This window comes from Methylobacterium sp. 142-1Y, assembly GCF_057747795.1.
This window is the reverse complement of sequence record NZ_CM173224.1, coordinates 2,187,669-2,207,300: the sequence shown is the minus strand read 5'-3', so window position 1 is coordinate 2,207,300 and position 19,632 is coordinate 2,187,669. Positions and strand designations below refer to the sequence as shown.

Sequence of the window (19,632 nt, the reverse complement as noted above, 5' to 3'; positions counted from 1 at the left end):
TCGAGAAGTCATGCGCCCCCGAACGATCTCCGTTCGAGGGTGCGAACCTGACGCTCTATTCCGGTCAACCCCGCTTCAGGGTCACCTGGTCCGGCAGCTTCTCGCGCTTGGCGCGGGCGACCGCCTGGAACGGGTCGGGCCGCGGGGTCACGGCGTTCAGGATGTCGCGGCCGAGCGCCTGGGCGAGGCAGGCATAGCCCTGGTCGCCCATGTGGAACTTGTCGGAGGACAGCATGCCGTCGAGCAGGCCCGGATCCTGGCGGTTCCAATCCTTCATCAGGGCGTAGCGCGAGAAGACCGGCACCTCGGCCCCCGTCGCCACCGAGGCCACCAGGCCGACGAAGCGCTCGTAGCGGGCGTGGTCGGGGATGGCCGGGTAATATTGCTGGTCGAGGATGATCAGGTCGCTGCCGGCGGCGCGGACGAGGGCGATGCCCTGTTCCAGCCGGCCGCGGAACGCCGCCTCGCTGCCGCCGGTGATCGCGTCGTTGGTGCCGACCTGCCAGATCACCAGGTCGGGCTTGACCGGCTGCTTGAGAGCCTCGGAGAGGCGCGCCAGCGTCTGGTCCGCGGTCTCGCCGCCGATGCCCGCATTGGTGACCGCGACCGGGGTGCCGCGCCAGGCGGTCCGCAGGGACTGCTCCAGCAGATGGGGATAGGTCCGGTCCGGCGCGGAAGCGCCGATGCCCTCCGTGGAGGACGAGCCGATGGCGAGCACCCGCACCGCCTCGCGCCGCGCCACATGGGCCTCGGTCACGTCGAGGCTCATCCGCTCCGCCGCCGGCGGCAGCGAGGCCGGGCACGCCGCGGCGGGGAGGACCGCAACGAGGTGACCGGCGAGGATGGCCGCCGAGAGGCAGGCCATCCGGCCCAGGTGAGACCGGCGAAGCATGGCAGTTCCGGACAAGGAGGGAGACGAACCAGATCGGTTCCGTATCTGTCGGGTAACATGCGCGTGAGCGCCGATCCAGCCGAAAACGAAGCTGAGCCAAGTCCAGCCCCAGGGCTCTGCTCGGCTGGTCAGCGAAGGCGAAGGGGTTCTCCGAAAACTGCGCCGGTTCGACTCACCCGAGCTTAAGCTTGAGAACCGGTTGCCGGGGAGGGCTCCGCCTCGTCGGGAACCTCCATGTCGAGCAACGCCGCACTCAACCCCTTGCCGTGGGCGTCGAGCGCCAGCGAGCGGGTGACGCCGCCGCCCAAGGCCTCCGTCATCACGAAGTTGAGGGCACCGAGGCGGGGCAGGGCGTAGCGCGTCACCTCGCCTCGGACGAGGCCGGCGAAATGGGCCCGCACCCGCTCGGCCGTGACAACGCGCTCCAGGCGCGGATAATCCGCCGGATCGTGGGCGATCAGCGAGATGTTGGCGGTGTTGCCCTTGTCGCCGGTGCGGGAATGGGCGAGCGCGCGCAGCTTCATCGTCGTCTCCTTCACGCCTCGAACATCCGCACGCTCGGCCGGGCGAGACTTGCCGGCACCAGCACCGAGAGCACGCCGACCACCTCGCGGGCCGATTTCCAGGCGCCGCCGCCGCCGGCCGGGCCGTTGGTGTAGAGCGTTTCGACCTCGTTGCCGATCCGCGCCGCCTCCTCGAGGCTGTCGCAGCGTCCGGCGACGCGGATGCGGACCTCATAGGGCTCGGTGTCTCCGGCGAGATGCGAGCCGTGCAGGGAATCGACGCCGATCAGGTCGAAGCGCAGCTCGCTGGCCCGGACCCCGGTGATCCTCAAGCGCTCGCGCACGATGTCGAGGGCGAGGCGCCCGCGCCCGACGGCCCCGGGGCCCGCATAGGAGATCTGGCCCTCGCCGATATACGAATCGATCAGCCCGACCGAGACCTTGAGCAGCCCGGTCGCCGGCGTGCCGCGTCCGCCGGTCACCCGCACCCGGTCGGGGCCGACCGCCTCCATGGCGACCTCGGAGAAGTCCGCCACCACGTCGGGCTGGAGGTAACGGGCGGGGTCGTGCACCTCGTAGAGCAATTGCTCCTTGCAGGTGGCGAGCGTCACCTGGCCGCCCGACCCCGGCACCTTGGTGATCTCGATGTCGCCGTCCTCGGTCACGACGCCGATGGGAAAGCCGAGGCGGGCGAGGCCCGCCACGTCCTTCACCCCCGGATCGGCGAAGTAGCCGCCGGTGATCTGCCCGGCGCATTCGAGGAGGTGGCCGGCGAGCGTGCCGCGCCCGAGCCGGTCCCAATCGTCCATGGCCCAGCCGAAGGCGTGGATGAGCGGCGCGAGGAAGAGCGCCGGATCGCCGACCCTGCCGGTGACGACGACATCGGCGCCCTGGTCCAGAGCCGCGGCGATCGGCCCGGCGCCGAGATAGGCATTGGCCGAGATCACCCGGTTCCCGAGGTCGCGCACCCGGCCGCCGGTCTCCAGAACCTCGTAATCGTCGGCGCCGACCGCCTCAAGCACGTCGTCGCCGATCACCGCCGCCACCTTGAGGCCGGTGAGCCCGAGGTCGCGGGCGATGGCCCGGGTCTTCTCCGCCGCGGCCAGCGGGTTGGCGGCGCCCATGTTGGTGACGATGCGGGTGCCGTTCTTCCGGCACGGCGCGAGCACCGCCCGCATCCGGGCCTCCAGCAGCGGATCGTAGCCGGCGGCGGGATCGCGCAGGCGGGCCTGCTGGGCGAGCGCGATGGTGCGCTCGGCCAGGCACTCGAAGACGAGGTAATCGAGGGCGCCGTGCTCGGCGAGCTCGATGGCGGGCTCGATCCGGTCGCCGGCATAGCCGGCCCCGGCGCCCAGGCGGACGGACTTCATCATTCTCCTCCTTGTGCCTTCGCCTCCGGCGAAGGCGTCCGGCGCATGGGCGCCGACGCCCGTTCGGGCTTGCACAGCACCCTGCGGGTGCTGCGGACTCAGACCAACGGTCGTTGAAAACGACCTTTGGTTCCGTTCTCGAATTTTCGCCAAGCCTTTGGCTTGGTGTCGAAAATTCGAGATGGCTCAACGGCCCGATGCGTCAGCATCTTGGGCCGTTGGTATCACAGTGGGAACACCCCGAAGGCGACAGCGGCAAACGTCATCACCACGGAGGCCGCGAGCAGGAACGGGAAGGTGAATTTCTGGTGGTCGGCGAGGTCGATGCCGGTGAGGCCGCAGACCAGGAAGGTCGCCGGCGTCAGCGGGCTCACCGGGAAGCCGGTGGTCATCTGCCCGAGCAGGGCTCCTTGCGCCACCTGCAACGGCGGCACGCCGAGCTGGTGGGCGACCTCGGCCACCACCGGCAGCACGCCGAAATAGAACGAGTCGGGGTCGAACAGCATGCTCAGCGGCATCGAGACGAGGCCGAGCGCGAAGGGGATGTGCGGGGCGAGGCCGGGCGGCACGAAGGCCACCGCGCCTTGCGCCATCGCCTTCAGCATGCCGGTGCCCTGCATGATGCCGGTGAACACGCCCGCCGCCAGCAGGATCGACGCCATCAGCACCGCCGCCTTGGCATGGGCATCGATGCGCTGGCGCTGCGCGTCGACGCTCGGGTAGTTGATGACGAGCGCGAGCGCCGTGCCGAGCATGAACATCAGCGCCGGCGGGATCTTCTCCGCCATCAGCACCATGGTGCCGAGCACCGCGACGGTGAGGACGAGGTTCAGCCAGAACCGGTCCGGCCGGCGCAAGGAGCGCTCCGCGTCGCTCAAGGTCCGTCCGCCTGCCGTGATGGCCTCCCCGGCGCCGGCCCCGGCCCGCTTCAGGCGGCGCTCCTCGCGCAGGCCGAGCCCGTACGAGACGGCAAAGATGAAGACGAGGCCGACCGCCTGCACCGGCACCAGCGGCGAGAAGATCTCGGGGATCGGCAGCTTAAGCGCGGCGGAGGCCCGGATCATCGGCCCGGTCCAGGGCAGGAAGTTCACGCCCGCCGCCAGCGAGGCCGCGCAGGCGAGGATGCGCCGGTCGATCCCGACCCTGTCGTAGAGCGGCAGCATGGCCGGAATGGTGATGAGGAAGGTCACCGCGCCCGAGCCATCGAGATGGATCAGGAGCGCGAGCAAGGTCGTGCCGGGCACGATCCGGCTCGGCCTTGTGCCGACGGTGGCGAGGATCCGGTCGATGATCGGGTCGAGCAGCCCGGCATCGCTGACGATGCCGAAGAACAGGATCGCGAACACGAACATGCCGACGACCGGCGCCAGGCTCTGGAGGCCGGCGAGCACGAACTTGCCGGTCTCGAGCCCGAATCCGCCGACGAGCGCGGCGGTGACCGGGATCACGATCAGCGCGACCAGGGGCGACAGGCGCTTCGTCAGAATACAGGCGAGCAGCAGCGCGATGGTGCACAGGCCGAGCAGGGCCAGCATCGCTTCCTCCCAGATTGCGGCGCTCGGATGTGGCGCCGTTCAGTGTCGCCAAATCACACCAAGAGGCCGGCGATCCGGCAATTGAAAAGATCGGATCGCCCGGATAACGATCCATTATGGATCTCAACCTTCGCCAGGTCCGCGCCTTCGTGTCGGTGGCCCACCTGCGCAGCTTCACCCGGGCCGCCGCCCTCCTGAACCTGTCGCAGCCGGCTCTCACCGTGCAGATCCGCCGGCTGGAAGAGGCGCTGGCGGTGCGGCTCCTCGACCGCAACAGCCGCAGCGTCGCGCCGACCCGGGTCGGGCGCGAGTTGCTGCCGGTATTCCAGCGGGTGCTGCGCGAACTCGACAGCGTCGTCGTCGACACCCGCGACCTCGCCGCGCGCCGCCACGGCACGGTGCGGATCGCGGCCCTGCCCTCGGTGGCGGCGGGCCTGCTGCCGGACGCGATCGCGGCCTTCCGGGCGGCGCACCCGAGGATGGGCTTCGTCGTCAAGGACGCCATCGCCGAGCGGGTGCTGGCTCTGGTGCGGCGCGAGGAGGTCGATCTCGGGGTGACCGGCGGCGAGGTGCGCGATCCCGACGTGACGGTGCTGGCCCGCGCGGCGGATGCCCTGCACGTGGTCCATCCCGAGGGCCACCCGATCGGCGACATCGAGATCGTGACGCTGGAAGCCCTGGCCGAGTACCCGCTGGTGCTGATGGATGCCGAGACCAGCGTGCGCGCGGTGGTCGACGCCGCCTTCGTGGCCGCCGGCCGCCTGCCGGTGACGGCCTGCGAGGCCACCTACATGATGACGGCTTTGGGCATGGTGCGGGCCGGGCTCGGCCTCACCATCCTGCCGGGCTCTGTCCGCGAGATCCGGGCCGAGCCCGCCTTGCGCTCGCGCCCGATCGCCGAGGCGAGCTTTTCCCGGCCCGTCTGCCTCATCGCCAAGGCGGGCCGCACGCTGCCGGCGGCGGCCGAGGATTTTTTGGGCGAGCTGGTGCCGGCGCTGGCGGCGGAGTTTTCGATGACGGCGTAAGAAATGGGGCGGCTCACCTGTCGATCCCATCCTCCACCTCATCCTGAGGCGTTAGTCGATCGAAGATCGACTGACCTCGAAGGAGGGCTCCAGAAATCTCTGCGATCCCTGGAGCCCTCCTTCGAGGCTCAGCGATCTTCGATCGCCCGCACCTCAGCATGAGGTCGCGGGTGGGGTTGAAAAATTTTCCGCGACACGTGTGTCAGGATGCCGTTCTCAAGATCGGACTTCTATCGAAGCAGGCCGCTCACACCCCCCGCCCGTGCAGCGACGCCCGGAACAACGCCCGAAACTCCTCCGCCCCGACCGGCCGGCCGTTGGTCGCCGTCGAGTGGTCCTCGACCGCACGCGTGATCAGCGCCTCGCAATCGGCCTCCGTCACGCCCATGGCGGCAAGATCCGTCGGCAGGCCGAGGTCGCGGTTCAGGGACTCGATCGCGGCGGCAAGGTCGGCGCCCTCGGGCAGACCCATGGCCCGGCGCAGGGCACCATACTTCGCCTCGCAGGCCGGCGCGTTGAAGCGCAGCAGGTGGGGCAGGATCACGGCGTTGAGGGTGCCGTGATGCAGGCGCTTGGCCTTGAGGCCGCCGAGCGCGTGCGACATCGAGTGGACGGCGCCCAAACCCTTCTGGAAGGTCATGCCGCCTTCGAGCGCGGCCATCATCATGTCCTCGCGCGCCTCGATGTCGGCGCCGTTGCGGACCGCACGGAGGAGCGAGCGGGTGGCGCGGGCGAGCCCGTCGAGGGCGATCGCCTCGGCCGGCGGGTTGTGGCGGGGGCTCAAGTAAGTCTCGATGCAGTGGGTCAGCGCGTCCATGCCGGTGGCGGCGGTGAGGCCGGGGGGCAGGCCCAGCGTCAGCTCGGGGTCGCAGATCGCCACGTTCGGGATCAGGTGGGGCGAGATGAAGCCGAGCTTGCGCCCGTCGGCCAGCGTGATCAGCGCCGCCCGGCCGACCTCGCTCCCGGTGCCGGCGGTGGTCGGCACGGCGATCACCGGAGGCTGGTCGGCCCGGATGCGCGGGATGCCGCCGAGGATGGCGGCGTAGGTGGCCAGCGGCTCGTCGTGGGTGGCCAGCAGCGCCACGCCCTTGGCGAGGTCGAGGGGCGAGCCGCCGCCGACCGCGATCACCGAATCGCACCCCTCCGCCCGGAAGCGGTCGCGGGCCTCCAGCGTCGCCTCTTCGGTCGGGTTCTCGGGCGTGCCGTCGAAGACCGGGGTGGTGGCGGGCAGGCCGGCGGCGTCGAGGACGCGGGCGATCAGGCCGGCCGCCACGACGCCCCGATCGGTGACGACGAGCGGCCGGCGTGCGCCGAGAAGCGCCAGCTCCTCGCCGATCAGCCGGACGGCGCCGCGCTCGAACTGGATCCGGGTGAGATAGGTGATGAGGCTCATGGGGCTGCCTGCTGTGACCGGAGCCCGAGAGGCGGCGCGCGGATGCGGGCCGGTGCCGCGGCGCCCGTCCCGTCTCCTCCCGCGCGCCTCTTGCCGGGCGTAGGTCGACCCTAAGCGGACTTGCGTTGGTACGCCAACGCTTCGCCCGCTGAGATTCCTGTTTCGTCGCAGGTTTCTATCGCAAAGCCGACAGCCACTTATGCGAAACCTGCTCAGAACGGGCGATCCGCGGTGCGCACCGCAGGGATGCCATGACGGATTTGCGTCAGGTGACCGGTAGCCCGGCGGCCCTCAGCAGCGCCTCGGTGCCGAGGCTCGTCGCATCGAGGAGCGGGACGCCGTCGAGCACGGCCGGCAGGCGCCAGCCGGGGAGGTTGGTGCTCCAGATCAGCACCACGTCGGACCCTTGGGCCGCTTCCCGCGCCGCCGCTTCGAGGCGCGACGGGCTCACCGCGGCAGCCAGGCGGTTCTCGGTGATGCCGAGGGTGCGGGCGGCGCCGATCGCGATGCCGGCTTGCGCGAAGCGGGCGCCGACCAATTCGGCCTCCTCCGTCCCGCCCTGCACCACGAGGCCGAGGCGGCGATAGCCGCCGTCGCGGATCCGATCGCGGGCCGCGAGCGCCGTCGTCACCATCGGCAGGCCGGTGCGGCGGGTCACGGTCGCGCACAGGCGCTCGTCGGGCGTGAAGCCCAGGGCGGCGCCGCGGGTGGCGTTCCAGCACAGGGCCGCCACGCCGGCATCCGCCAGGAGATCGGCGGCGGTGAGGAAGACCGATTCGTCGTAGGCCTCACCCCTGAGCATCGCCCCGTAGGGCACCCGGGCGTAGCAGGCGGCGGCGGGCCGGCCGGCGAGCCGCGCTTCCGTCGCCCGCTCCACCACCCGGTTCGACGAGGGCAGGATCACCCCGAGGGCCAGGGGGGCAGCGTCCGTCGTATCGGTCATCGGCGCGGTCCCTCGGTCAGGCGCACCACCAGCAGGGATTGGGTACGGGCGACATGGGCCTGCATCAGGGTGCGGGCGCGCTCCGGCTCCCGGGCCCGCAAGGCCTCCAGGATCGCCCGGTGCTCGGCCAAAGATTCCGCCACCCGTCCGTCGGCCGCGAGGGCGAAGTTACGCGCCCGCTCCAGCCGGGCGAAGGCCCGGCCATGGGCCTCGGCGATGGCCGGGCTGCGGGCGGCGGTCACGATCAGCCGGTGGGCCTGGCGGTTGAGACGGGTATAGGCGTCGCGGTCGTCCCGCGCCGCCTCCAGGGCGGCCTGGAGCCGGTCGAGCCGGTCGATCTCGGCGGTGGTCATCCGATCGGCCGCAAGTCCGGCGCAAAAGCTCTCCAGCGCCATTTCCAGCTCGAACAGCGGCACGAGGTCGGCGGGATCGAGCCGCGCCACCAGGGCCGCCCGGTTGCGCCGGAGCGTGACCAGGCCCTCGCCGGCGAGCAGCTTCAGGGCCTCGCGCACCGGCGTCCGCGAGACGCCGAGCCGGGCCACCAGGTCGGGCTCGTTCAGGACCTCGCCGGGGGGCAGCAGGTTGAGGAGGATCAGCCGGCGCAGGGCGGCGGCGGCCTGCTCGGTGAGGGAGAGGCGGGACGGGGCATCGGGGCAGGCCGGGAGGGAGCCTGCCGAGGAGGCTTCGACGGGGGCTTCGATCATCGATACGCTCTGGAACGCCACCACATCGCAGGCTCTTGCATCGTCTCCCTTGGGCAGGAGCTGTCCGGAACGAGACGGGGCGCAGGAACCCCCTCTCCCCGCGGGCGGGGAGAGGCCTTCGCCCCCCTTGTTGGGAGCGAAGGTAGCCCGAAGGGCGAGGGTGAGGGGGTATCTCCGGATGAGTCTCCTCCGGAGATACCCCCTCACCCTCGCTCCGGCTTTCGCCTCCGCTTGCCGCGTCCCCTGAACGGCGACACGGCCCTCTCCCCGCCCGCGGGGAGAGGAGAAATCCTGCGCCCCTTCTTTACCCGCGCAGCCATGCCACCCGCGGGACTGATGTCCCCGGACGCGGCGGGCCAGCCGATGTGAGGATCATCGCTGATCGGGCTGATGCTTTCCAGAGCCTTCAGAGCGATGATCACGACCCTCCTCGTGATCCAGGGCTTCACCGCGCGACGCCGGGATGGTAATAACGGAATAATATTTATAAATCAGTAATATAAAAATTATTACTATATAAATATCTTTTGCATCAAGCAAATAATTATAAAAAATTATAAATATCCATTATAGAAATTGATTTTAGTAATAAACTTCCGATGGGCATGTAAATACAAATTCATATACAGCCGCGCCCATTGGAGCATTTGCCATCGGACCCTAGTGTCAATGATCCGCAGTTTGGGCACATATCGCTGTAAGGGCTAGCTATACCCCGCCGCCTTTGATTGTCTAAGCATAGCTCCAGCTGACGGCGGGCGCACTTTTCTGGAACATTGAGAAATTCTGCTACATCATAGACGCTGTTTAAGCCATCAATCATGTCTAAGGGAGCCAAGAATTCATCAGCAAACCAATTTGCTTGCGGTTCGGCTCGATCTTCTTCGGCTAGTGCCCGAACAACGGAGTATGGTGCGTTAGAGTAGGCAAGCGCATCATTCTTGTGCATTATAATATGGCCCACCTCATGGGCCATAATGAAGCGGGCACTGGAGAAGTTTTGCTTCGCTTGCTGCCAGATTGATGCCTTCACGTTCAATTGTATTTTTTCGTCTTTTATAAATCTTACAAAGGCGTCTGCATTGTGTTCTAAGGTTTCATTGATAACAATATCCAATGGATTTTTTAATCTAAGACGGAGAAATCCATATATATAATCCACAAGATTTATATTTATTTCGGATGAAAGGCCTGCGGATTGTCGGGCTGCTGCCGCTATCCCCGCAACCGTTTCGCGACTGCGAAATGTTGCTTTGCTATCGCGAAACATTCCAGTCTCCAGCACCAGAATCGCGAAGGGCGCGGCCTTCAAAAGAAAGCCGCTGTCAAGCGACGCATAGTTTTTCACGACGGCGGATGTAAGTAACTGTATTTATTCAGGTTGTATCCGAAAAACGAACGATATGTACGGCATCTCCGAACCATTGTATTGTCTGATCCGAAGCAAAATATATTCTCCATGATTAAATATCAGCAAATGCGCGAAATAAAAAACCCCGGACTATGCCGGGGTATAGAAACTTTCAATAGAATATATATATCAAATTTTCTCGACAATTTCGCGCAGATAGAACGCCGCTCCTACGCGATCTCTCTCGATAGCGGGTGGGACGCTTGCGAGAATGTATTTCAAAGTTAACGGACTCACTCTTCTAGATTTCGCCAACTCGGAAAATGAGACATATTTCGCACAAAAAGCATCTAGATCGGCGACGCTGACGAGGTCGACGGGACAGCGATTGATCGGATTAATAACTGTCTTCCGAGGCAGAAACCCCTCGCGAATCAGGCCGGTCACGACCCTCGTACTCGTCCGCAAGATTTTCTCAACAGCGTGTGCGGTCATACCCTCGTACGCGGGACCGTGTACATGTCGTTTGACCTCCGGCAGATCGACGAGGACCGAGAGATACCCCTCGACACCCGCCTGCCGGCCGACCCAAGCGAGTCTCCGATCAAAGATCAATCGTGTGACTTCGGCGATGGTGCAGCAAGCGCGTTTCGCTGCGGCTGGGATGGGGTAGGCCTGGTCGCGTGTGCCCGTGACCGATTCGGCTCCGTCGAAGAGGTGCGCAAGAAAGGTGTCCAGATCGGCGGTGGCGTAGCTTGCCCTAAGCGTACCGCGTTCGCCTGCACGGCCAGTGCGCGGGGTAATGAAGCCTTCAGCAGCCAAGATGCGTGCCGGAACACGGCCGGCGTTGAGGTATACCGCAACGTCCTTGAGCGGCATGCAGGTTTGTTCATCCACCAGAACGCTGCGTGCCCGCTCTGCATCGAAGGTTACGAGGTGATCGGAAAAAAATTGGTGATCTTCTCCGATCAGGGCAGCCGCCGCGAGAACCTTTCGAAGACGCTTAGGATGATGGCCGTATTCGCGCGATGTGGTGTAGATCGAGTGGAGCTCCCGCTTCTTGACAAATTGCCCGAGGACATCGTCACCAAGTCCGACAGGTATAGTCTGGACGATAAACTGGCGAAAGATATCGCGGACGGCATCGAAGGCTGCCCCGTCTTGGTCGTGGGCCAGCCACTCGTACAAGAATCCGAAGACGGCATGAGGCCCCGCGGCCCCACGTCGACCGAAGGGATGCGCTCGCCATATCTCATCAAGGAGAGCACGGATGCCCCGCTCCCCTCCGCGTGCGAGGCAGTAGCCAGCGTCACCAGCGTCGTGCCACTCCTCTTCCGTCAGCGACCTAAGCTTCGTCGCAGGTCCCCGTGTCGCGAGCACGCCCAACATTTCACAGGTCGTGATCGCGGCGTGAAGCTCCAACCCGTCGAGTAACGTACCTCCTCGCGCGATGGCTTCAAGACGGTCGCGAACATAGCCTTCGAGGGCGGACGGCGTCCTTGGAGCGGCCTCATCGGCGAGACGTGCGATCTCGGTCTCGCGTCCGCGCATGTGGAGGGCAAAGTCGTGCAGCGCGTGAGGCCCGTCGATTTCTTTGTTGCCGACGTCGGTGAGCGCGCATGCGTGCACAGGGCATGCCCTGAAGACACGCAGCAACCATTCCGTGCGGCCATACGGCGCAGGCTCGTTGCCACCTACGCCCACTTCGAGGTCGGCGCGAAGGCACGCGGGGCAAGCGTGGATCCGAGCGCGCCGGACCGAAAATCTGGTCAGGCTCTCGCCACGCAGGCGGAAGCCTATACCCTCTCTCCGTAGTGAGGCTTGCTCGAGAACCTCAAGCGGAAGGGCCGTAAGGCGCGCGAGCTTTGCGAGCGCTACAGGTTCACCGTCGATGCAGGCCTGGAAGGTCATGCCCATATCGAGGCAGAACTCGCGTGCGGATCCAACGCCGTTGCGCTGGGCCAGCCGCGCCGTGAAGCTCGGCACCGACTCGCCAGGGGCGAGACGGCAGCTAAGCGCGAGCAGGCTGGTCATCGAACGTTCCCTCCCGAGACCTTGCGCGAGCGCCGCCGGCGGGGGCGCTGCGAATCGTCCGTTGGCGCAGGTCCTGGAGCCATCGTGCTTGTCCAGTCGCGGCTGATGAACGGGTTCTCGTCGCTGGCGTAGCCGGACCGCCTTCTGAAAGCGTCGGCGAAATGTTGGATCGTGAGGATGCCGGGGGTGGATGCACCAAGCGTGCTCAGGAGCGCGAGTTCGCCGTCGGCCTCACCGGTCTCGAAATCAGACAGTGCGAGCGCCATCTCAATGGCGTTTTGGGTAATTTCGACGGCAACGCCGAGGCGACCGCCGGCGGCGTGGATGAGACGCGGCGCGATCTCGCTGTCGCCCTGCGAGGTCAGCCCGGCGACTTTTGCCAAACCGCTGACTATATCGGCGATGCCCAGGTTGTCGTCAGGCATGCGCAGATGCTTCATTTGCAGGAATGTGGCTCGCCGCCGAAGCTGCTCGTCAGAGCGAATGAAGTCGGCTACGGCGGGCAGGCCACAGACGATGATTGACGAGCGCCATTCGCGGTTGATCATCAGGTCCTTGATGGTATTTGCGACCTTTTCCTGCTCGAAGACATTTGCGGTCTGGGTGATGTGCTGCATCTCATCGAAAATAAGCAGTGCTTTTTTTCGCTCCATGAGTCGGTGTCGTACACGCTCCCAGACGAGGTGTTCTTTAATATCTCTTTCCAGAGGATATCCGACCGTCCGTAAGGTATCGCGGCCAAGTTGTTTGAGCGTGCATGGCGACGTGACGGTCACCGAAACCAGCGGCCCATCAGGGCCATCAAGGTCGAACCCACGCAGCAAAGGATGACGGTAATTACCCAGGGGGTATTTTTCGGCACGCGCGTTTTCCGCCCCCCCCTCTTTCACTTGGAGGGGGGGTTGCTCAGGCGGTGATGGTCGCGAGCAGGGTGGTGAAGGGCGTGGCCTTGGTCCGGAGGGCGGCGGTGGCGACGACGGTGCGCACGTCTGCCTCGCCTTTGGCCGCCCACATCGCCCGATAGCCGTTTGTCACCTTGCGCTGGACCACGGCCGGCCGGAGGTCGCGCTCGCAGGCGTTGTTGGTCACGTCGACCTTCCCCGGGAAGGCCACGAAGGTCAGGAGCTGGTCGCGCGCCCGCTGCATCCGGGTCTGGAGCGCTCGGGTGAGGTCGCAGGTGGCGGGCACCTTCAGGAGGGCGTCGAGATCCCCCTCCAACTCGCGCCGTTTGCGCGCCAGGGTCGAGGCGGCCAACGCGGTCAGCCGGCGGGCGAGCCCGAAGGCGTTGTCGAGCCACCACTTGAACCGCAGGGCGAGCAGGTCGTCGCTGGCTTCGGCTGCATAGGCCACGTCGCGGGCGAGGTGCGCCAGGCAGGTCTGCTGGCGCTCGCCGTGTCCCTGCTGGGCCGAGTACCGGTCCGAGAGCCACACCAAAGGCCGGTGCCCGGCCATCACCTCGCCGACGACAGCAGCAGACCGGCTCGGGGCGGCGTGATGCACCACCGCCTCCTCGCAGCGGAACACCCAGTGCCAGCTGTTGGTGCCCTCGATCCGCACCCCGGTCTCGTCCGAGGCCACCACCGGCGCCTGCCGCAGACGCGCCAGCGCCGCGTCCCGGCCCCCGGCAAAGCAGCCTTGGGCGCGCCGCAGCACGTTCATCAGCCCGCCCTGGCTGAGCTTCAGCCCGAACAGGTCCGACAACGCCGCCTGCAACCGTTCGTAGGACAGCGCCTGGAAGGTCTTCAGGTAGGTCGCCACCGCGTGCAGCCGCGACCCGAAGGGTGTCGCGTCGGCTCCCGCCGGGCGTCGGGCGGCGACCCGGGTCCGGCAGGCCGGGCAGGTCACGCACAGGCGCCGGTGCTGCTCCACCACCGGGCGAACCAGCGGCAGGTCGATCCGCTCGTGCACGCTGACGACCTCGGCCGGAAGGTCGGCCGGCAGTGGTTCGCCGCACGACGAGCAGGCGCAGGGCCGATGCTCCACCACCTGATCCGGATCCGGGGTCAGCGCCCGCTTGTGGCCCTCATGCCCGGGCTTGGCCCCGCCGGGACGGGACTTCTCCCGCCTCTCCTTGCGATCCGTGGCCGGCGGCTTGGACGAGGTGCGCGAGGTCTTCTCCGGCCGGTGCAGCTTCAGCACCAGCTCGATCAGTTCCTCCTTGCTCAGGCGCTCCAAATCGCTGCGGCTCATCCCGACAGGGAATCAGCCAAACCATCAGACGGCAAGGGGGGGCGACATGACACCTAAGCCGCGACCGAGCCGCCCGTCACGGCACCCCCCTGGGTAATTACGGATGACGACGGACCGCTCGCATCAAGCTCTTCGTTTTCCCAGCACCGCTTGGTCCCGTGATGACGAGAAGGCGACCCTCGGGCCGGTTTTCGTCTATCGTCATAACAGTTGGATTGGCACGGAAAGCATGATTGACAAGGAGATATCTGATCGCATCTTCGAGATCTTTGTCGATTTTTGAGGCTACGTACTTGCTCCTTACTGTCTCCATGATCTTGATGGCAGAATGAACAACGGCACAACTCATGAGATATTCCAATCGTGGTGTTGTATACCGATCGGAGGACGGGTCCTGCGGGGCAGCACGCGCCGTCGATATCGTAGCGTCAGTCGTCGATGCTCAGACCGGGACGCTTTTTGGGCGCGGATCGCTCGCGTTCGTCGGGCTCGACGCGCAGGGTCGGTCGCACGGATCGCCTCGGGGTAGCCGGCGCGGCCGGCATGGCCGCGCGGCTGTCATCCGGGCTCGAATTAGCTCGCCCGATGGGGATGGTGGTTGCGAGCGGGTCGACGACGGGGATCGCGGTAGCGAGCGGATCGACGACGGTGCGTCCAGCGAAGTCCGCGTCGGTCGGGATCACAAATTCGAGCAGATTCTTCTCGGCTCGTGCAATGTCATCCGGCTCCGCAAACCGCGTCAGGAAGTTTGCTGCCCGTTCCGCCTCGCTCGTCCGGGCCTGAATTGCGCGCAGCGCCTCAAGGACAAGCGCCTCCGTCATCTGTGCCTGATCGGCGTACTGCTGCCGGAGGCGCGTGCAGAGGGCCATGTGATCGGCGAGGCGGATGCCGTCGAAGCCGGAGGTCGCGGCGCGGACGTCGTGCCACGTGCCCTCGATTTCGACGGAGATCGCACCGATGTCCTGCGGATCGACCTTGACGGCAAGGCCCACACCACCCCGTTGCAGGTAGTGCCTGCGCAGCACGTCCGCCTGGTAGTCGAGGCCCATGAAGCGCAGGCCATGTCGCCCGAGCGTTCGCTCGATCCGAAGACCAAAGATGGCGCGTCGCTCGTTGCGACCCGGGACCGGAATGATGCCGTAGAGGTCCGTGAGCCGCTTCCAGGCGTGCGCTGGCGTCTCACCTCCAAGACCCTCGTGCGGTAGGTTGTGATAGACGTCGACGGCGTAGCGCACGAGGGTCAACGCAACGGTTTCGATTGTGACGCTGGCACGATCCATTGCGGGGTAGTCCCCGCGGGCGACGGAGTTCTCGAAGGTCTGGCCGGTGAACTCTCTGACGAGTTGTAGGCTGATCGTCCGGAACAGGCGCTCGATGGACCCGCGTAGATGCGGCATTCCCGCGGGCGGCACATCGTGGGCGCTGCCCAGTGCGATCACTGCGAGGTGGAAGTCGTCTGAGATGAACGACGAGCCGCTGTCTGTGACGACAACCTCCGGGCGTAGGGCCATGCTTTCCCAAACAGCGCGCGCTCCGGCTGCATCGGCGAGGCGTCTCTTGTCGGAGACCACCATCTCCAGCGTGGAGACCGCGTTCCGGACGCTCGACGTCGTGTCGAGGCGAAGGGCCAGGATGCACCGCGTCGCGACATCAATCGCCACGCACAGCATCCAGCGGCGCTTTCTAAGGTCATCCTTCTGCTCCTCGGACAGTCCGTCGAGGAGGTCTGTGCTTGAGAGCAGGACGAAGAGGTCGATCTTCCACTCGTCCATCTCGACGCGCTGGCCGGGGCGGATCGCCTCGGCCTCGCCGAGGATGAAGCGGTGTGTGCGGGTGGCCGCCTCGAGCCCTTCCCGGCGCGCCATGACGAGGAACTCGTCGAGGGCGGCGATACGACGGCAGAGCGTACGATCCGATGGCACACCGAAGGGCGGGAGCCCCTGTGCCTTGCGCTGTGCGTTCAACTCGTCGAGAGTCGCGCGCAACTTCTTGTGGCACCCCTCTCGTGTCGGCTTTTTCTCGGACGCGAAGCCAGCTGCGTGCTCCAACAGCAGCTTCTCGACCTCTGGTGCGTAACGCGGTGTCCTGTTGCCACAGCGGGAGAACTTCGGCCGGAGGGCCAGCGGGTTACGACCCGCCCGCTCGTAGTCCGCCAGCCACTTCCGAACTGTCCGGAGGCCCGGGCCGTAATATCCTCCCTTGTCGCCGCCATAGCGAGGCTTCCTCGGCTTGGCAGGGGTGCCGTCCTTCCGCGGCGGTCGCGAGCGCGCCGCGGCTTCCGCATCGATCTCGTCCTGGATCTCGCGAAGGTTCTTGCAGAACCACGCCTTCGAGCGGATCTGCAAACCAATGAGCTCCCGGCGCGGTTTGCCGGCATTTGCAAGCTTCTGAGCCGCCTCACGCTTCAAAAGGCGAGTGAGCCAGTCGAGCCTGCGAACAACCTCCACCTGATCTCCAGGGGGTAGGCCGGCGAGAGAGTTGCACCCTGCCTCAAGCCGCGTGCGGACCGCGAGGGCCCCGTGATGGCGGGCACTGAACTCGATCCGGCCGGCGAGCGACAGCGCTGCGATCCGGTCACGCTCGAAGCCCTCGTGGAGCCCACTGCTAATGTTTTGGAAGACGAAGCCGCTCTCACTTTCACTGATTACGCGATACGGCGTTCCGTCGACCGTCAGGCCATCAGAATGGTTGAGCCGAAGATTCGCAGCAGCCGGTACGATGGGGCGCTTCATCGTGTGCCCTCCCCACCGGTTCGAGCGACCACTGCAACGCGGCTGGCGTAGCTGATGTGTTCGTCGCGCATCAGCCTGATGTCGCCGGTCCCGATCAGCCGCACGACGGCACGGAAGCCGTCGGCCCCGTGACCACTCCTGGCGACGAGATCGCTGATGCATGCATCGCCCGTGAGGGTTCCGATGATGTCGCGGATGGCGGCATCGGCCGCGTTCGGGGGATCTCGCCTCACGGCGTGCAGGAGGACGGCGTTCGCGATGATGATCGGCGACATGCGGCGCTCGGTCATCAGGGCGAGGCCATCGGCGAAGTCGCGTGGGATCTGCGGCGCGATGTGCCGCAGGAAGCCCTCGAGATCGTGCTTGGCGGCGCGCGCCTCGTCCTTCACGGCAATTGCGATGCGGCGTCCGTCAACGAGATGGGCTCGAAAGTCGAACGTGTGGTGGCTGGGGGCCCCATCCGGGAGAACAATCGCAACGGCGGGAGGCTGGTCGTCTAGGCGAACAACGTCCCGCCGGGCGAGCAACACGACCGCGGCGTTGCGCTCAATGGTGCTCTCGTAGTCGAGCTGTCGATGGTCCGTCGTCGTGACCAGGCTGCCGCGGAGAGAGCCCTTGGATCGCAGCGTGATCCGGCGCGAGGCGCTTGACGGGTCTGGCGGCGTGAAGGGCGTGTCTGGCTCGCTCGGGGCCCCGGACAGCGTGGGGTTTGTCGTATCGGACATGGTGATCCTCGTGCGTCAGTGATCGCGCTGCCGGCCGGCAGCACGGGACGACGAAGCCGGCGACCCCAGCGGATCCATGCGGCGATGCACGGTGTGGGATCGGCGTCCTCGAATGACGGGAGGATGCTGAGACAGCCCAGGGGGAGTTATACCCCGGCTTTCTCGTTGCGGTTCTTGCGTCGTCACACGAGGCGTGCGACGCTTATAACCGTTCCGAGTCGGCACGATTGCTCGTGCCGGGTTGTCACGGCATCCGTTCAGGCGGGTGGTTGACGCAGCTGTTCAGGCGAGGCGTCGGCGGTTCATTATTCGTCGCGAGGTTCACCCGAGGGCTATCGGATGAACCTCGCGACGATACGGCCCGGATCGCAGCCAGATTTCAGGCGACACATCATCCTTTTCCTTCCGATTGATTAGGGCCAATCGGCATTGCGCCGAGCAGCCGGAGAAAGTCTTCGATTACGCACTGACTGACTTGCAGCTAAGCCATTCCGTGTTCGCAGTGCGTATGGAGATAGCCCATCTCATCCAACCCGGGCGCATGGTGACGCTCACTCGTGGATGAGGCTCGAACGCGGTCCAGCCCGGGCGTATGGTGGCGCTCTCTTGTGGGCGGCGTTGCGATCCAACCTGGGCGTATGATGACGCTCGCTTGTGGTCGCAGCACATTTTGTAAGTGTGCGGCATCTCTGAGTCGAGTCGAGTCGCTGGCACTGAACCATGAGTCTATCCTCATGGTTAATCGTACATAATTGATTTATTAGACTCGAGAATGATCTCCTTTGTTCAGGTGCAACATTGAATGGCATTCAAGTTTACGACATGTACCTCGGCTGTCTCGATATTGACACGCGCCAGCAAATGCGCCTGATGCAGATATCGTAGTCAGTGGGCGATTTTAACTGCTACACCGAAGCTCAGACTCTCGCTGAAAATCGATCATACGGCGAGATCGGAATGACCGGAATGTCCGCTTCGTAGCGATAGATTTCGAGCCGTAGCCAAGCGAGTTCGCTGGCAACGTCTGCCTCTGGTACGTCTTTGTACCAGCATTTCACATGAGTCTTGCTTCCGTCGTCCCACCGATAGCGCCGAGATTTGAGGATGTTTTTGCTCTCATACGGTGTGCGAACGGCTTTGATTCGGTACGTTGGATCAAATGCATTCTCAATTAAGTACTCGTAGCCCGTTCGACCCGACTGAGGTAGCGGACGAGACAGTATCTCAAGCGTTGCCTGACAGTCGTCGACGGCGCGGTGAGCTGAATAGATCATACCGAAATCGCAAGCAATGTAGCTGAGCTTGCTGCCCATTCCCTCGGCTGCCCAGGGGACTTGCGTAAGAGAGCAGCCCCAGGGCTTTTGTGCTAAACCCGGGCAAAGGTCTTCGGCAAATCTCCTGTCAAACCCGGCATTGTGCGCGATGACGAAGTGCGCTTCGTCGACCATAGCTGCGATTCTGGACCGATCGATTATGTGTCCTTCGACCATCGGCAAGTCTATGCCTGTCAGGCGCGTGATCTCGGGCAAAATCGGACCAAACGGCTGCTGGAACGAGCCGTACGGGGTGCCGGCTTCGATCAAGCGGCCATCAACAGTGTATGTGAACGGCAGCATCCCGACTTCGATAATCTCATGGTACTCCGGGTCGAGACCGGTTGTCTCAAGGTCGATGACGAGGCCGTGGCGGATCTCGGCATCTCCAGGATCGTTGAAGACACGACGGGGTCGGTGACGGCGGAGGACACGATAATCACCATGCCGCTCGAGCGCGGACGCTACGATTTCGGGATCGATGTCAAGCATCTGTCTCACTCTCCCTTGGGGAAGGACAATCGCAAGATAGATACTGCTGGGGAAAACGATACACAGCGTATCGTTTTTGGTCGATCACTTTTTCGTGATCAGACGCGCTTTGATGGATAGGCGGCTGATCAAGGCGGCACGTGCCGCGCTGGGCTGGTCGCAGCCGGACCTCGCGGAGCGCGCAGGCGTGCAGCGCTTGGTCGTCGCGCGGTATGAAGCCGGGACGCAGACACCGCATCCGAAGACCATGCTCCGTCTGGTGGAAGCATTGCGTGCGGGAGGCGTCGAGGAAATCGTGCGCGAAGATGGCGCGAAAGGAATCGTTCTAACTTCGAATATCGGTAAATAAACTTTATCCGCTGACACGAAATTCGCTGTCAAAGGCCCGGGCATCCGAAATTTTCGATTTGAAATATTACGCGGTGCAAAA

17 protein-coding genes are annotated in these 19,632 nt (G+C 65.2%); 3 read left to right on the top strand and 14 right to left on the bottom strand.

Annotated elements, in window-relative coordinates:
• Positions 1-64: 64 nt before the first annotated feature.
• From AC3AOF_RS10040 to AC3AOF_RS10025, 4 genes are all read right to left on the bottom strand, one after another.
• A complete protein-coding gene (locus tag AC3AOF_RS10040) occupies positions 65-892 on the bottom strand; it encodes an SGNH/GDSL hydrolase family protein (RefSeq protein ID WP_488348400.1) in 828 nt (275 codons plus the stop codon).
• Positions 893-1,074: 182 nt separating this feature from the next.
• The gene (locus AC3AOF_RS10035) at positions 1,075-1,416 is read right to left on the bottom strand and encodes an AtuA-related protein (protein WP_488348399.1); all 342 of its coding nucleotides are present in this window, start codon (positions 1,414-1,416) and stop codon (positions 1,075-1,077) included.
• 11 nt (positions 1,417-1,427) lie between these two features.
• Positions 1,428-2,765 carry an acyclic terpene utilization AtuA family protein gene (locus AC3AOF_RS10030; RefSeq protein WP_488348398.1) on the bottom strand — a complete coding sequence of 446 codons (1,338 nt, stop codon included), beginning with the start codon at positions 2,763-2,765 and terminating at the stop codon, positions 1,428-1,430.
• 224 nt (positions 2,766-2,989) lie between these two features.
• A complete protein-coding gene (locus AC3AOF_RS10025; RefSeq protein ID WP_488348397.1) occupies positions 2,990-4,300 on the bottom strand; it encodes a CitMHS family transporter in 1,311 nt (436 codons plus the stop codon).
• A 116-nt stretch (positions 4,301-4,416) separates the two neighbouring features.
• Here AC3AOF_RS10025 and AC3AOF_RS10020 point away from each other — a divergent pair, with 116 nt between their 5' ends.
• Positions 4,417-5,325, top strand: a complete 909-nt coding sequence (locus AC3AOF_RS10020; protein ID WP_236992248.1) for a LysR family transcriptional regulator — start codon at positions 4,417-4,419, stop codon at positions 5,323-5,325.
• A gap of 247 nt (positions 5,326-5,572) precedes the next feature.
• Here the strand turns inward: AC3AOF_RS10020 and AC3AOF_RS10015 are convergent, their stop codons facing one another.
• From AC3AOF_RS10015 to tnpC, 7 genes are all read right to left on the bottom strand, one after another.
• The gene (locus AC3AOF_RS10015) at positions 5,573-6,718 is read right to left on the bottom strand and encodes an iron-containing alcohol dehydrogenase (RefSeq protein ID WP_488348396.1); all 1,146 of its coding nucleotides are present in this window, start codon (positions 6,716-6,718) and stop codon (positions 5,573-5,575) included.
• A gap of 265 nt (positions 6,719-6,983) precedes the next feature.
• On the bottom strand, positions 6,984-7,661 hold the full coding sequence (locus AC3AOF_RS10010) for a hypothetical protein (protein WP_488348395.1): 678 nt from the start codon (positions 7,659-7,661) through the stop codon (positions 6,984-6,986).
• Positions 7,658-8,365 (bottom strand): GntR family transcriptional regulator, encoded by a 708-nt coding sequence (locus AC3AOF_RS10005; RefSeq protein ID WP_488348394.1) that lies wholly within the window; start codon positions 8,363-8,365, stop codon positions 7,658-7,660. The genes AC3AOF_RS10010 and AC3AOF_RS10005 overlap by 4 nt, the downstream gene beginning before the upstream one ends.
• A 619-nt stretch (positions 8,366-8,984) precedes the next feature.
• Positions 8,985-9,713 (bottom strand): ImmA/IrrE family metallo-endopeptidase, encoded by a 729-nt coding sequence (locus tag AC3AOF_RS10000; RefSeq protein ID WP_488348393.1) that lies wholly within the window; start codon positions 9,711-9,713, stop codon positions 8,985-8,987.
• A 192-nt stretch (positions 9,714-9,905) separates the two neighbouring features.
• Positions 9,906-11,750 carry a TniQ family protein gene (locus AC3AOF_RS09995; RefSeq protein ID WP_488348392.1) on the bottom strand — a complete coding sequence of 615 codons (1,845 nt, stop codon included), beginning with the start codon at positions 11,748-11,750 and terminating at the stop codon, positions 9,906-9,908.
• Entirely contained in the window at positions 11,747-12,640 is an 894-nt protein-coding gene (locus AC3AOF_RS09990) for a TniB family NTP-binding protein (RefSeq protein ID WP_488348391.1), read from the bottom strand. Before AC3AOF_RS09990 ends, AC3AOF_RS09995 begins: the two co-directional genes overlap by 4 nt.
• Positions 12,641-12,656: 16 nt before the next feature.
• Complete coding sequence (tnpC, locus tag AC3AOF_RS09985; protein WP_236993540.1) at positions 12,657-13,940, bottom strand: IS66 family transposase; 1,284 nt, start codon at positions 13,938-13,940, stop codon at positions 12,657-12,659.
• Positions 13,941-14,043: 103 nt separating this feature from the next.
• On the opposite strand from tnpC, the gene AC3AOF_RS09980 reads away from it, so the two are divergent.
• Positions 14,044-14,223, top strand: a complete 180-nt coding sequence (locus AC3AOF_RS09980; RefSeq protein WP_488348390.1) for a hypothetical protein — start codon at positions 14,044-14,046, stop codon at positions 14,221-14,223.
• A 145-nt stretch (positions 14,224-14,368) separates the two neighbouring features.
• On the opposite strand, the gene AC3AOF_RS09975 is transcribed toward AC3AOF_RS09980, so the two are convergent.
• The 3 genes from AC3AOF_RS09975 to AC3AOF_RS09965 all read right to left on the bottom strand — a co-directional run bounded on the left by AC3AOF_RS09975 (position 14,369) and on the right by AC3AOF_RS09965 (position 19,202).
• Positions 14,369-16,672 (bottom strand): Mu transposase C-terminal domain-containing protein, encoded by a 2,304-nt coding sequence (locus AC3AOF_RS09975; RefSeq protein ID WP_488348389.1) that lies wholly within the window; start codon positions 16,670-16,672, stop codon positions 14,369-14,371.
• Complete coding sequence (locus AC3AOF_RS09970) at positions 16,669-17,397, bottom strand: hypothetical protein (RefSeq protein WP_488348388.1); 729 nt, start codon at positions 17,395-17,397, stop codon at positions 16,669-16,671. Before AC3AOF_RS09970 ends, AC3AOF_RS09975 begins: the two co-directional genes overlap by 4 nt.
• Before the next feature lie 917 nt (positions 17,398-18,314).
• On the bottom strand, positions 18,315-19,202 hold the full coding sequence (locus AC3AOF_RS09965; protein ID WP_488348387.1) for a 3'-5' exonuclease: 888 nt from the start codon (positions 19,200-19,202) through the stop codon (positions 18,315-18,317).
• 112 nt (positions 19,203-19,314) lie between these two features.
• On the opposite strand from AC3AOF_RS09965, the gene AC3AOF_RS09960 reads away from it, so the two are divergent.
• The gene (locus tag AC3AOF_RS09960) at positions 19,315-19,551 is read left to right on the top strand and encodes a helix-turn-helix transcriptional regulator (RefSeq protein WP_488348386.1); all 237 of its coding nucleotides are present in this window, start codon (positions 19,315-19,317) and stop codon (positions 19,549-19,551) included.
• The last annotated feature ends 81 nt before the right edge of the window (positions 19,552-19,632 follow it).